13 protein-coding genes are annotated in these 13,641 nt (G+C 59.9%); 10 read left to right on the forward strand and 3 right to left on the reverse strand.

The features are described 5' to 3' along the window. The first annotated feature begins 3 nt into the window (after positions 1–3). The 3 genes from M0D69_RS27720 to M0D69_RS27730 all read left to right on the forward strand — a co-directional run bounded on the left by M0D69_RS27720 (position 4) and on the right by M0D69_RS27730 (position 3,555). Positions 4–1,044 carry an ABC transporter permease gene (locus M0D69_RS27720; RefSeq protein WP_301785061.1) on the forward strand — a complete coding sequence of 347 codons (1,041 nt, stop codon included), beginning with the start codon at positions 4–6 and terminating at the stop codon, positions 1,042–1,044. 128 nt (positions 1,045–1,172) lie between these two features. After that, complete coding sequence (locus M0D69_RS27725; protein WP_301785062.1) at positions 1,173–2,414, forward strand: SfnB family sulfur acquisition oxidoreductase; 1,242 nt, start codon at positions 1,173–1,175, stop codon at positions 2,412–2,414. Between the two features lie 97 nt (positions 2,415–2,511). Further along, complete coding sequence (locus M0D69_RS27730) at positions 2,512–3,555, forward strand: substrate-binding domain-containing protein (RefSeq protein ID WP_301785063.1); 1,044 nt, start codon at positions 2,512–2,514, stop codon at positions 3,553–3,555. Positions 3,556–3,567: 12 nt separating this feature from the next. Here M0D69_RS27730 and M0D69_RS27735 read toward each other — a convergent pair whose 3' ends face one another. Continuing rightward, on the reverse strand, positions 3,568–4,515 hold the full coding sequence (locus M0D69_RS27735) for a sugar ABC transporter substrate-binding protein (protein ID WP_301785102.1): 948 nt from the start codon (positions 4,513–4,515) through the stop codon (positions 3,568–3,570). Between the two features lie 421 nt (positions 4,516–4,936). Then, positions 4,937–5,215, reverse strand: coding sequence for a GlsB/YeaQ/YmgE family stress response membrane protein (locus tag M0D69_RS27740; protein ID WP_047846783.1), 279 nt, complete (start codon positions 5,213–5,215; stop codon positions 4,937–4,939). A 376-nt stretch (positions 5,216–5,591) separates the two neighbouring features. Between M0D69_RS27740 and M0D69_RS27745 the strand changes: the two genes are divergently transcribed. From M0D69_RS27745 to M0D69_RS27760, 4 genes are all read left to right on the forward strand, one after another. Next, positions 5,592–6,344, forward strand: a complete 753-nt coding sequence (locus M0D69_RS27745) for an SDR family NAD(P)-dependent oxidoreductase (RefSeq protein ID WP_301785064.1) — start codon at positions 5,592–5,594, stop codon at positions 6,342–6,344. A 62-nt stretch (positions 6,345–6,406) separates the two neighbouring features. Further along, complete coding sequence (locus M0D69_RS27750; protein WP_301785065.1) at positions 6,407–7,726, forward strand: MFS transporter; 1,320 nt, start codon at positions 6,407–6,409, stop codon at positions 7,724–7,726. 36 nt (positions 7,727–7,762) lie between these two features. Next, a complete protein-coding gene (gene rhmD / locus M0D69_RS27755; RefSeq protein ID WP_047846780.1) occupies positions 7,763–8,941 on the forward strand; it encodes an L-rhamnonate dehydratase in 1,179 nt (392 codons plus the stop codon). Positions 8,942–8,957: 16 nt separating this feature from the next. Continuing rightward, positions 8,958–9,740 (forward strand): SDR family NAD(P)-dependent oxidoreductase, encoded by a 783-nt coding sequence (locus M0D69_RS27760; RefSeq protein ID WP_301785066.1) that lies wholly within the window; start codon positions 8,958–8,960, stop codon positions 9,738–9,740. Here the strand turns inward: M0D69_RS27760 and M0D69_RS27765 are convergent. Continuing rightward, complete coding sequence (locus M0D69_RS27765) at positions 9,727–10,677, reverse strand: LysR family transcriptional regulator (protein ID WP_301785067.1); 951 nt, start codon at positions 10,675–10,677, stop codon at positions 9,727–9,729. The genes M0D69_RS27760 and M0D69_RS27765 overlap by 14 nt on opposite strands. A 160-nt stretch (positions 10,678–10,837) precedes the next feature. Between M0D69_RS27765 and rhaM the strand changes: the two genes are divergently transcribed. Genes rhaM through M0D69_RS27780 form a run of 3 tightly spaced genes read left to right on the forward strand, consistent with a single transcriptional unit; the run spans position 10,838 to position 13,623 of the window. Further along, positions 10,838–11,152, forward strand: coding sequence for an L-rhamnose mutarotase (gene rhaM / locus M0D69_RS27770; RefSeq protein ID WP_301785068.1), 315 nt, complete (start codon positions 10,838–10,840; stop codon positions 11,150–11,152). 39 nt (positions 11,153–11,191) lie between these two features. Continuing rightward, complete coding sequence (locus M0D69_RS27775; RefSeq protein ID WP_301785069.1) at positions 11,192–12,088, forward strand: amidohydrolase; 897 nt, start codon at positions 11,192–11,194, stop codon at positions 12,086–12,088. An 11-nt stretch (positions 12,089–12,099) separates the two neighbouring features. Next, the gene (locus M0D69_RS27780; RefSeq protein ID WP_301785070.1) at positions 12,100–13,623 is read left to right on the forward strand and encodes a sugar ABC transporter ATP-binding protein; all 1,524 of its coding nucleotides are present in this window, start codon (positions 12,100–12,102) and stop codon (positions 13,621–13,623) included. Positions 13,624–13,641 lie beyond the last annotated feature (18 nt).

Here is a 13,641-nt window from a genome sequence, read left to right on the forward strand (position 1 = left end):
CGTATGAAACTTGGCGCTTCTACCGAAGCAACATCCGCTGTTGGAACGGAGTTCAGGCGCACCAGCATCAGGACTCAGCTCGAACGCAGCGGGATCCTGTTGCTGCTCGTGATTTTGGGCACCGTGTTCACGTGGCGAGAGCCGGCATTCCTGAGCGTAGACAATCTGTTCAGCATCTTGCAGGCTGCATCGATAGTCGCGCTTCTGGCGGTCGGCGTCACCATAACGCTGGCGGTCGGCGGTTTCGATTTGTCCGTCGGCAGCACGGCCGCGACCGCCCAGATGGCCGCGAGCTACGTGCTGGTCGTGTGGCACGGCAACGCGTTCACAGCTATTGCGGCGTGTCTCGCACTAGGCGTCGGTGCAGGACTTTTTAACGGCTTGCTGATCACGCGTCTTCGTGTCCCCGATCAGCTCGCAACGCTCGGCACACTGTTCCTGCTGGCTGGACTGCAACTGATTCCAACGGGCGGGCGCTCGCTGGCTACAGGCACGATTCTGCCGGACGGCACGGAGACCACGGGATCGTTTCCCGCGGCCTTCCTGGCGCTCGGACGGGCTCGCTGGCTCGATGTCGTACCCGTGCCGGTGATCGCGCTCGCGGTGGTCACGCTGATTGCCGTTCTGGTCATGGAATTCACGCGATGGGGCCGCGTGGTCTATGCAACCGGCGGTAACGAAACGGCCGCGCGGCTAGCGGGTGCTCCAACCGCGCGTTATCGCGTAGCGGCGTATGTTGCATCGGGCGTGATCGCTTCGCTTGGCGGCGCGTTGATTGCCGCGCGCGTCGGGCGCGGCGACGTCGGTGCGGGCAATTCGCTTCTTCTGGATGCGGTAGCCGCCGCGCTGATCGGTTATGCGGTGTGGGGCGCCAAGCGTCCCAACGTGCTGGGCTCGGTTGTCGGCGCCGTGTTTGTCGGTGTGTTGCTTAACGGACTGACCATGCTCAATGCGCCTTACTACATGCAGGATTTTATCAAAGGCGCGCTGCTCGTAGGGGCGCTGGCATTTACGTTCAGCATCGGCAGGCAGGCTGCGCGTTGAATTTTCGCTAAGAAGAAATGGAGCTAAGCGTAGCAGCGTTGCGTTGATGTCCTTAGCGTTATCGTTCGGTTTGAACCCGGTTGAGGCGCTGCTAGATTGATGGCGGTCCTATACATAAAAGGGTAAGCATGTCAGCCATTCCGGAAGACACAGCAACGCGTCCTGCGAAGATTGATTCAGTACCAGTCCGCATCATCCGCGACGATGCCGAGGCCATTGTTGTCGCCCATGAAGTCGCGGCTCGTCTTGCTGAGCAGGCTAGTGAGCGCGATCGCGATCGCCGTTTGCCGCACGAGGAAATCGACTGGTTTTCGCAAGCCGGTTTGTGGGCAATCACGGTGCCGAAAGAATACGGCGGTGCCGGTGTGTCGTATGTGACGCTGACCGAAGTCATCGAGATCATTGCCGCCGCCGATCCGTCGCTTGCGCAATTGCCCCAGAATCATCTGGGACTTGTGGACATCATTGCGCTAACGGGAAGCGAGCCGCAAAAGCAATTTTTCTTCGGCGAGATACTGCGGGGCAAGCGCTTCGGCAACGGTTTTTCGGAGAAGGGCACGAAACACGTCCTCGACTTGAAGACACGCGTTACGGCCAAGGGTGACGAGTACGTCGTCCACGGCACGAAGTTCTATTCGACCGGTGCGTTGTTCGCGGACTACGTACCTATTTTGGGTCTCGACGACGAGCGCCGTGGTTGGCTTGCCTATATTCCCAAGGGTACGCAAGGGCTTCAGGTCATCGATGACTGGTCGGGTTTCGGCCAGCGCACGACGGCGAGCGGCACGGTTATCGCAGAGCAGGTGCGGGTGCAGGCATCTCACGTATTTCCCGCGCACCGGGTAACGGACTCGCCGACGCTCAATGGCCCGATCTCCCAGATCATCCAGGCTGCTATCGACGCGGGTATCGGGCGGGCGGCGGTGGATGACACGCTGAAATTCGTACGCGAACGCTCGCGGCCGTGGATCGATAGCGGCGTGGAGCGCGCAAGCGACGATCCGCTTGTCGTGCGCGAGGTGGGCCATCTTCACATCCAGTTGCACGCGGCCGAGGCGTTGCTCGAACGTGCGGCGCGGACGCTGGACGCAATCGCGGCGCAAGCAGAAGCGCCGAGCGAGGACGATATAGCCCGCGCGTCAGTAGCGGTCGGCGAAGCAAAAGTATTGACCACGGAGATTGCCTTGCTTGCCAGCGAAAAGCTGTTCGAATTGGCGGGTACTCAATCGACGTTAGCCGTGCACAACCTCGATCGCCACTGGCGCAATGCGCGCACGCATACGCTGCACGATCCGGTGCGCTGGAAATATCACCTCGTGGGCAACTACTACTTGAACGGCATCAAGCCGGCACGCCATCCGTGGAACTAAAGCCCGGTTTGTAATGAATAAAGCGGCTGCGCATATCCAGCCAAGTCGTGGCGCGCCATGTCGCTTCGATACTCTCACTCCACGGAAACTACCCTATATGTTTAAACCCATCGGCCGCGTATTTATCGCTGCATTGCTTGCCGGCAGCATCACCGCTTACGCGGCAGGCGGCTTGCCCAATGCGCCCGCACCGTTCAATAAGGGCGGCGTCAAGATCGCACTGGTCAACTATCTTTCTACTGGCGATTTTTTTCAGGCTTACGAGGCGGGCGCGCAAAAGCAGGCTAAGGCGCTGGGTGTCGACTTGCGTATTTACGAGGGCCGTCAAGATGCGGCTCAGCAACGTGACCAGATCCAGCAGGCGATCAATCTTGGCGTGTCGGCGATCATTGTGAATCATGGTTTGCCGGAGTCCTTGAAAGACGTAGTGCAGGCAGCACTGGATAAAGGCATCAAGGTGGTGGCTTTTGACGTCGATCTTGGCAATCCGAGGATTCCGCAGATCGAGCAGAGTGACCATGATCTTGCGACGTTATTGCTCGATCAGGCGGTTAAAGATAACGGCGATGCGTTCGCGGCCGCGTATGTCTATGTGCCCGGGTTTGCTCCGCTGGACCGGCGCGACGCGGTCTGGAAGGCTTTCAAGACCGCGCATCCGAAGATTACGGAAGCGGCGCGGTTTGGTACCGTGGACAATCCGATTGCGCAGTCGGTGGCGAACCAGGCTGCTGCGGCGTATCGGGCGCATCCTGACGTGCGCGTGGTCTTCGCTCCATACGACGAGTTCGCTCGAGGCGCGAAGCTTGCCGCGGACGAGGCGGGCATTGCTTCGAAGGTGCGGATCTACAGCGCCGACATATCGACGGCGGATATCGAGGCGATCCGGGCACCGGGAAGTCCGTGGGTCGCGACAGCTGCGACCAATCCGGCGGTGGTGGGTGCGGTTTCGGTGCGAGCGGCGGCGTTGCTCGTGGCGGGCCAGGACCCGGGGCATCGGATTGAAATCAAACCCGCATTGATCACGCGCAATGACCTGGTCAAGAACGATATCCGCACGATTGCGGATCTTGAGTCGAAGTTTGTGGATTTTCGACGGGCGGATGTGGCTAAGGCAGGGTGGATTCCCGAGGTTCGTGACTAGAGCGGCGGTCGCTTACTTGGTGCCGGCCTGGCCCAGTGTCTTCTGCGCTTCCGTTGCGTTGTCCTTGCTGACGAGAATCGACGGTACGTAAGTGGCCGGCGGCAACGTTCGATCGCCCGCCAGATAGCGTGCGGCATTGTCCACAGCGGTCTTTCCAATCAGGTAGGGCTGCTGTGCGACCACCGCCGCGGCGCTGGATTGCGGGTTCTTGACGAGTGCTACGAAGTCCGGGCTGCCATCGACTGCGTAGGTTTTGATCTCGGAACGATGTGCGGCGTCGACCGCTTGCGTCGCGCCGATCTGCGGCACGTCCCACGCGGCCCAGATGGCCTGCACGGTGCCCTTGGGATACTTGTCGAGCAACTTGCTGACCTGCGAGTAAGCATCCTGCACGGTGTTCGGAATGACGTCGCGCAACTCGGGCTGAATGATCTTGATCTTTGGATACCACTTCAGCACCGCACGCAACAGGTCGTAGCGGATCGCGATGACCGGCACGCCGTAGAAGCCGTTGAAGACAAGGATATTGCCTTCGCCATGCAGATCGTTCACGAGCTTCAACGCTAGTTGCTCGCCGATGTAGAAGTTATCGGAAGTCGTTACGTTGATGCTCGATGGGCTGGTGGTATCGACGGTGAAAAGCGGGATGCCTGCTTCGCGGATCTTCTGGAGCCACGGTTCGAGCACCGACGCCGTGCCAAGCTGTTCAATGATGGCATCAGGCTTTTGCGCGATCAGCGTCTGGAGTTGCGCGATCTGCTGACTATCTTTCCGGCCGCCGTCCAGCGCGATTGCAATTCCACCCAGCCGCTTCACTTCATCTATTTGTCCCTGATAGGCCCTCTGGTCCCAGTAATGCTCCGTGCCGGCGACGGATATGCCAATACGCTTGCCCGTGAGCGACGGCGTGTCGGCCGCTGCAGGAGCAGAAAACGCGGCAGTCGCGAGCAACGCGGCCAACACTGCAACTACGCGCGCGATAAGCGGCGTACGACCTTTTAGCAAAGCATGAGTCCGTTCGGTATTTTTCTTCCGATGCATATCGAATGAGAGTTTGGCGCAGTTAATGAAGGAATGAAGGGCGTAAAAACTAGCATGAATCTCGATTCGATCATTCTGTTTTCAGATTTCGCTTCGACACTGGAATGTACCAGCCCGGCGTCAAGACAGACTTGGCGTTGCCTTGGAAAGGCTTAGGGAAATATGCGTATCGAGCATGACAGATCGCGAGTTTCTGAACTATTGGTGTTGAAGCTTAGGGCTAATCAGGATCCCTTACATTGGTGAAAATTTAGAACCCGCTAAAGAAAAATCCCGCGCAAGGCTTGCCTTGCGCAGGATTTTGGTCAGGCGAATTGCGGCGTACCGTCGCCCGGTACGATCAGACCGTTGGCCCGGCGCGCCCGCGGCTAAAGAGCCGCAGAATGACTAGCAGGATCACGGCGCCGATCAGCGCGGTAATCAGCGAACCAATGATGCCGCCGCCTAGATGGATGCCGAGAACGCCACCCAGCCATCCACCGATGAACGCGCCGACAATGCCCACGATGATGTCAACAATGATGCCAAAGCCGCCGCCATCGACAATCCGGCCAGCGAGCGCGCCGGCAATTCCGCCAATGATCAGCCAGAAAATGATTCCGTGTGAAACAGGTTCCATAGCGTTCTCCGTCGGGTGAAATCCGCGTAGCGGGTTACCAGCATGGTGGTGACGATACTTCCGGGAGGCATCATTCGTGATGTGATTTCCATGGTCCCCCTGAATCAATGCGCTTACCGGTTGGAGCAAGCCATGTGCCTGAAAGGGGCAATGTGGCAAGAACGACCGATTCACCCAGCTTGCCGCTTAACGTTGTCAGCCGTCACCCGGCTATACCCGAACCCGAGTAGTCCCTCTAGGGACTTCCGATCCACTTTTGCTATCGGACCATCGAATAGTCGGATTGTTTTGCTATGAGAGCGCCCCTATAGTTCGTTCATTAGCGGCATTAAGCAGGCGCCGAATCAACAATCATCCTAAAAGACAAGGAGACACGATGAACCAGATCGATCTGGCCGGACGGACCGTGGTGATCACCGGCGGCGCGCGCGGCATTGGTTATGCGGTTGCGCAACGAGCGCTGGCGTCAGGGGCTGAAGTCGCGCTTTGGGACATCGATGCAGAACGCCTCGAGCGCGCGCGCGGCGAACTCGCGAAGGCTGGCAAGGTCAGCGTCGCCGTAGTCGAGCTGACCGAGGAAGCGTCGGTTGAACAGGCGGTGCGCTCGGCGCTGGAAGCTCATCGAAAGATTGACGTGCTGATCAACTGTGCGGGTATCACCGGCGGCAACGGCACGACCTGGGAACTGGCGCCGGACGTATGGCGCCGCGTGATCGACGTGAACCTGATCGGGCCATATCTTACGTGCCGTGCCGTGGTGCCGCATATGCTGAAGGAAGGTTACGGACGGATCGTGAATATTGCTTCGGTGGCGGGCAAGGAAGGCAATCCGAATGCGTCGCACTATAGCGCCTCGAAAGCCGGCCTGATCGGCCTCACGAAGTCATTGGGCAAGGAGCTCGCGACGCGTGGCATCTTGGTCAATGCAGTGACGCCGGCTGCAGCGAAGACCGAGATTTTCGATTCCATGTCGCAGCAGCATATTGACTACATGCTCTCCAAGATTCCGATGAACCGCTTCCTTCTGCCGGAAGAAGCAGCGTCGCTGATCCTGTGGCTCAGCTCGGAAGATTGCGCGTTCAGCACGGCATCCGTGTTCGATCTGTCCGGTGGCCGCGCGACGTACTGAAGCTGCCTGCTGAAACGATTCCGCGGGTCACACCCGCGACATAAGAATATCCGGAGACACGCATGAGCGATCACGCTACTGCGGAGGACACCGTCACCGCTCGAGTGATGCGTCGTCTGCTGCCGTTCCTGCTGTTGATGTACATGCTGGCATTTCTCGACCGAGCCAATATTGGCTTTGCTCAGAAAGCGTTACAGCACGATACGGGCTTGTCGAATGCCGCTTTTGCGTTCGGCGCGGGCGTATTTTTCGTGGGCTATGCGCTCTTCGAAGTGCCGAGCAACTTGCTGCTGCATCGCGTGGGTGCGAAGCTCTGGATGTGCCGGATCATGGTGACGTGGGGGCTCGTATCGGCGGCGATGGCGTTCGCGCACACGGCCACCACGTTCTACGCGTTGCGCTTCGCACTCGGCGTGGCCGAAGCAGGGTTCTTTCCCGGCATCGTCTATTACCTTACGCGATGGTTTCCACAATCGGCGCGGGCGAGAGCGCTGGGTGTGTTCTATTTCGGCGCGCCACTAGCGTTCATCTTCGGCAGTCCGCTGTCCGGCGCGTTGCTCGACCTGCATGGCGCGCTCGGTTTCGCGGGCTGGCAATGGCTCTTCCTGCTGGAAGGTTGTTTCGCTTCCGTAGTCGGCGTATGGGCGTTCTGGTATCTCGACAATGACCCCTCCAAAGCACGCTGGCTCGATGCCACACAACGTGACCTGCTGCTCTCGCGGCTGGCTCAGGACGCACACGTTGCGTCGGCGCATGGACCGCGTGGCGTGCTGGCCGTGTTGATCGATCCGCGTGTGCTGATCTTGTCGGCGGTGTATTTCCTGATCCAGATGTCCGTGTACGGCGTGATCTTTTATTTGCCGCAGCAAGTGGCTGCCTTGCTTGGGGAAAACGTGGGTGTGAAGGTCGGTTTCGTCACGGCCATCCCTTGGTTATGCGCGGTGCTTGTCACATGGACGGTGCCGCGTTATGCGGATCGTTTTGGTCAGCATCGATGGCTCGCCGTGGCGATGCTGGTCGTAGCCGGCGGGGGGATCGCGGTGTCAGGGCTCGCGGGTCAACCGATCGTCTCGCTGATCGCGCTGTGCTTCGCGGCTAGCGGTCTGATCGCAGCGCAACCGCTGTTCTGGACCTTTCCCACCCAATACCTCACCGGTGCAGCCGCGGCCGGAGCCATCGCACTGATCAATTCGCTGGGCAGTCTCGGCGGTTTCGTGGCGCCGATGGTGCGCACGAGCGCGGAGCGTTTCTATGCATCGACGAGTGCCGGCCTTGTGTTGCTCGGACTCGTTGCCGCGCTCGCCGCGATCGCAATCATCATGTTCGTGCGGCCTGAGCGGATATCCGCTTATACGCATGGCGAGCGCGCCAAAACGTCCTGAACATTAGAACCACCAGAACCATTACGGAGTCCGATCATGTCCATGCCCACCATTCGTCACGTTCGTGCGTTCACCGTTCGCGGCGGCGGTGCCGATTATCACGACCAGGGCGCCGATCACTGGATCGACGACCATATCTCCACGCCAATGGCGCGTTACCCTGAGTATCGGCAAAGCCGCCAGTCGTTCGGCATCAATGTCCTCGGTTCGCTCGTCGTTGAAATTGAAGCGAGTGACGGGACGGTCGGCTTCGCGGTGACCACGGGCGGCGAGATTGGCGCTTTTATAGTGGAGAAACATCTGGCGCGGTTTCTCGAAGGGCAGCGTGTGACCGACATCGAGAAGATGTGGGACCAGATGTATTTCGCCACGCTCTATTACGGGCGCAAAGGTATCGTGCTGAATGCGATTTCGGGCGTCGATCTTGCGCTATGGGACCTGCTCGCAAAGGTTCGTAAAGAGCCGGTGTTCCATCTGTTAGGCGGCCCTGTACGCGACGAGCTGCAGTTCTACGCGACCGGTGCACGCCCCGATCTGGCGAAGGAGATGGGTTTTATCGGTGGCAAGATGCCGTTGCAGCACGGACCGGCTGAAGGCGAGGAAGGGCTCGCGAAGAACATCGCGAAGCTCGCCGATATGCGCGCCAAGGTAGGCGACGATTTCTGGCTAATGTTCGACTGCTGGATGAGCCTCGACCTGAACTACGCAACGCGTCTCGCGCATGCGGCGAAGGAGCATGGTCTGAAGTGGCTTGAAGAGGCGTTGCCGCCCGATGACTATTGGGGTTACGCCGAACTGCGACGCTCGGTGCCGCGCGGCATGATGGTGACGACCGGCGAACATGAAGCCACGCGCTGGGGTTTCCGCATGCTGTTCGAAATGGGCTGCGCTGATCTGGTCCAGCCGGATGTGGGCTGGTGCGGCGGCATCACGGAACTGATCAAGATATCCGCGCTCGCCGACGCCCATAACGTGCTCGTCGTGCCACATGGTTCATCGGTTTATAGCTATCACTTTGTGGTGACACGGCACAACTCGCCGTTCGCGGAATTCCTGATGATGGCGCCGAAAGCCGACGAAGTCGTGCCGATGTTCAACCCGCTGCTGCTCGACGAACCCGTGCCGGTGAACGGACGAATGAAGGTGCCCGAGACGCCGGGCTTCGGCGTGCGGCTCAATCCTGAATGCACCCTTGTGCGTCCCTATACACACTGAAACATTGAGGTTTATCGTGCTGCTCGACAACAAAGTGGTGATCGTCACCGGCGGATCGCGAGGCATTGGCCGCGCGATTGCCGTGGCTTGTGCGAAGGAAGGTGCGGACGTCGTGCTCAACTATTGGGGCGACAACGACCGCTCGTATGGACGCTTGTCGGCGGTGCAGGAAGTGGTTGGCGAGATAGAAACACTCGGCCGGCGCGTGATCGCCGTCGAAGGAAACGTGGCGCAGCGCGAGACGGGACTGGAACTCGTGAAGCAGGCTGTCGACGCGTTCGGTCATGTCGATGTCCTCGCCAGCAATGCCGGCATCTGTCCATTCCATACATTTCTCGACATGCCGGCGTCGGTGTACGAAGCCACCGTCGGCGTGAATCTGAACGGCGCGTTTTATGTGACCCAGGCCGTCGCGAACCAGATGAAATCGCAGGGAACCGGCGGTGCGATTGTCGCGACGAGTTCGATCAGCGCACTCGTCGGCGGCGCCATGCAGACGCATTACACGCCGACCAAAGCGGGCGTTCATTCGCTGATGCAGTCGTGCGCGATCGCTCTGGGACCTTACGGCATCCGTTGCAATTCGGTGATGCCTGGCACCATCGCGACGGACCTGAACGCGGAAGATCTCGCCGACACCGAAAAGCGCGCGTACTTCGAAAAACGCATTCCGCTGGGACGCCTGGGCGAACCCGACGACGTCGCGCAGTGCGTGACGTTCCTTGCATCGGATCGGGCGCGATATGTGACGGGCGCGTCGCTCCTGGTGGATGGCGGCCTGTTCGTCAACCTTCAGTGAATGAGCCGGCCGAGTATTTGCGCAGCAACGCGATGCAGTATTCGGCGGGTTCGCTGAGCGTTTCATGTTTGCGCCGCAGCAAGCCGAAACCCGAGAGGCTTTTGCCGATCTCGATGGGCAGTTCGATCAGCAATTGCGCGCGCAGATAATCGCGCACGACGGATTCCGGCAGCATGGCGACCGCGTCGCTGTTTTGAAGAAGCTGAAGCGTGGCGAAGATCGACGCGCATTCGACCACGTTGGACGGCGAAGCGAGTCCTGCCCGAGCGAGCTCGTCTTCGAACAACGCGCGCGCCGGGCTGGTGATCGGTTGCAGGATCCAGGGCCAGGAGATCAGCGCGTCGAGTGAGAGCGAGGTTTCATGGGCGAGCGGATGCGCAGCGCGCACGACCAGCCGCATGGCCTCGCGCGAAAGCGGTTCGAAGTCGAAGTCGTTGTGCTGGAGCGGCGTGGTGAGACGGCCGAGCGCGAGATCCACTTCCCGGCGATGCAGCAATTGCACTACCTGGTCGCTGGTCTCGCCAAGAATGCGCACGTTGAGCAATGGCCGCTCGCTTTTGAGTTCGGCGATGGCCATGGCGAGCACATCGGGCGCGGCGCCCATGATCGCGCCGACGGTCAGTTGGCCATGACCGCCGCGCCGCTTGCTTTCGAGATCGGCGGCGAAGCGGGTCAGGTCGGCCAGCGACCGCCGCGCATAGGCGAGCGTGGCGACGCCGAGCGGCGTGGGCTGCATGCCGCGCGCGTTGCGCTCGAACAGCAGGAAGCCGAACGCTTCCTCTATGTCGCTGAGCATCCGGCTGGCGCTGGGCTGCGCGACATTGATGGTCTCGGCGGCCTGGTGCAGGTTGCGGGCGTCGTCGAGGGCGACAAGCAGCGCCAGATGCTTGAATTTCAGGCGGTTGACGAGGGCAATCTGGGAGACGTTCTGGTTCATCGGGCGTCCTCTTGTGTCCACTAAGCGATTCGGTTTTGCGATCGGCTGATCCTCACTTCGGATTGTCATGTTATCAGTAGACGAACTATAGTCGTAGCGCAAAAGCCGCAAGTCAGACTATGACTCAACCGGTTTCAACACCTATAAAAGGCAAGCCGCAATGGAGACGATTGCGTTCAGGATGACCCTTAAACCGGGCCAGCGCGATGAATACGAGCGGCGTCATCGCGATCTCTGGCCTGAGCTGGCCGAGGCGTTACGCAAGGCCGGGATTCGCGATTACTGGATTTTCCTCGACGAAACCAGCGGGCACCTGTTCGCCACGCTCAAGCGTGAGCGCAACCACACCATGGACGCCTTGCCCGATCTGCCCATCATGCGCAAATGGTGGGACAGCATGGCCGACCTGATGGAAACGAACCCTGACCGCTCACCGATGCAATACGCGCTCGCGCCGGTTTTCCATCTTCCCTGACGCGCTTTTCGCGAGTTTTAGCGGCACGAGGACATATCCATGCAGGTTGTCGATCCGCACATTCATCTTTGGGATTTGAAGACGCATCACTATCCGTGGCTGGCGAACCCGGGTACGTCGTTTGTCGGCGATGCACGCGATCTGAAACATGACTATCTGATCACTGATTTGCTGCGCGATGCCGAGCCGGTGCAGGTGTTGAAGCTCGTGCATGTGGACGCCAATCACGATCCCGCGGATCCGGTGGAAGAAACTCGCTGGCTGCAACATGTCGCCGATAACGAAGGCCACGGTATGCCGAATGCGATCGTGGCGGGCGCGGATTTATCGGCATCGGCGGAAAAGGTGCATGAAGTGCTTGAAGGGCATGCTGCGTTCGCCAACACGCGAGGCATCCGGCAAATCCTCAATGTGCATGCCAATCCGCTCTATGACTACGTGGGCCGGCACTACATGCGTGAACCGCAATGGCGCAAGAACTTTGCGTTGCTGAAGAAGTATTCGCTCTCGTTCGATCTTCAACTTTACCCGTCGCAGATGAGTGAGGCGGTTGCACTTGCACAGGAGCATCCCGACACGCAGTTCATCGTGAATCATGCGGGGATGTTTGTGGACCGTTCGTCGGTCGAGGGTTTTCGTGCATGGCGCGACGGTTTGCGAGCACTCGCTGCGTGTCCGAATGTGGCGGTGAAGATCAGCGGCCTTGCCATGTTCGATCACCAGTGGAGCGTTGAAAGCTTTCGTCCGTATGTGCTGGAGACCATCGATGCGTTCGGCTGCGACCGCGCCATGTTTGCATCGAACTTTCCGGTCGACCGGTTGTTCGCGACCTATGAAGGATTGTGGAACGCGTACGCGTCCATCGTAGAAGACTTGAGCGGTACAGAAAAAGATGCGCTTTTCATAAGCAACGCAGAGCGGATCTATCGCATCTGAAGGAGACAGGAATGGGCATTAACAATCCGCCTCGGCTGGAGCTAAGGCACGCGAGCAAATCGTTCGGCCGCGTGCGTGCGCTCGGTGACGGCAGCCTCGCGTTGTGGCCGGGTGAAGTGCATGCGTTGCTAGGCGAAAACGGCGCGGGCAAGTCGACTCTGGTCAAGCTGCTTGCGGGTGTCTATCAACCGGACTCGGGCGAATTGCTCGTCGATGGACGGGCTCGCAGATTTGCGAATCCTGCTGAGGCACGCGACGCCGGGCTCGCCGTGATCTATCAGGAACCCACGTTGTTCGCGGATCTGTCCATCGCGGAAAACATCTACATGGGACGTCAGCCGCGCGATCGGCTAGGCCGGATTCGCTACGACGAAATGAATCGCGAAGTGGATACGCTGCTGCAGTCGCTGGGTGTCAATTTGCGCGCGGAGCGCCTGGTGCGCGGCTTGTCCATCGCGGATCAGCAAGTGGTCGAGATTGCCAAAGCGCTGTCGCTGAACGCGAACGTGCTGATCATGGATGAGCCGACGGCGGCGTTGTCGCTGACCGAAGTCGAACGCCTGTTCGCGATCGTGCGCTCATTGCGTGAACGCAATGCCGCCATTCTCTTCATCACGCACCGGCTGGACGAAGTGTTCGCGCTGACGCAACGTTTGACGATCATGCGCGATGGCCTGAAGGTCTTCGACGCAATGACCGCTGACATGACCATCGATTCGATCGTGAGCAAGATGGTCGGGCGCGATCTCGATACCTTCTATCCGAAAGCGGATGTTGCGCCCGGCGAGGTACGTCTTTCAGTCCGTGGCCTGACGCGCGATGGTGTGTTCAAGAACGTCTCGTTCGAGGTCCGCGCGGGCGAGATCGTGGCGTTGGCGGGGCTCGTTGGCGCGGGCCGCAGTGAAGTGGCGCGTGCGATCTTCGGCATTGATCCTGTGGATGCGGGTGAAGTCAGGATCGCGGACAAGCCTTTGCAACTCGGCCGGCCGCAAGCGGCAGTTCGCGCGGGCCTCGCGCTGGTGCCCGAGGACCGGCGTGCGCAAGGTCTTGCGCTGGAACTGAGCATTGCGCGCAATGCGTCGATGACGGTGCTCGGACGCCTCGTTAAACATGGGTTGATATCGTCACGCAGCGAAAACACGCTTGCCGCCGACTGGGGCCGCCGTCTGCGACTCAAAGCGAGCGATCTCGATGCGCCCGTAGGCACACTGTCGGGCGGCAATCAGCAGAAGGTCGTGCTCGGAAAGTGGCTTGCCACAGGGCCTAAGGTGCTCATCATCGACGAACCGACGCGCGGTATCGACGTCGGCGCCAAGGCGGAGGTGTATCGAACGCTCGCGGAACTGGTGCGTGAAGGCATGGCGGTCCTGATGATTTCCAGCGAGCTGCCCGAAGTGCTCGGCATGGCCGATCGCATTCTTGTCATGCACGAAGGCCGCATCAGCGCGGACATCGCGCGCGCCGATGCAAACGAAGAGCGCGTGATGAGCGCGGCTCTCGGTGCATCGCCGTCAACGCTGGGGAAGGCCGCATGATGACCCGACATTCTCCTG

The sequence above is a fragment of the Caballeronia sp. SEWSISQ10-4 2 genome, assembly GCF_030464885.1.
Lineage (GTDB): Bacteria > Pseudomonadota > Gammaproteobacteria > Burkholderiales > Burkholderiaceae > Caballeronia.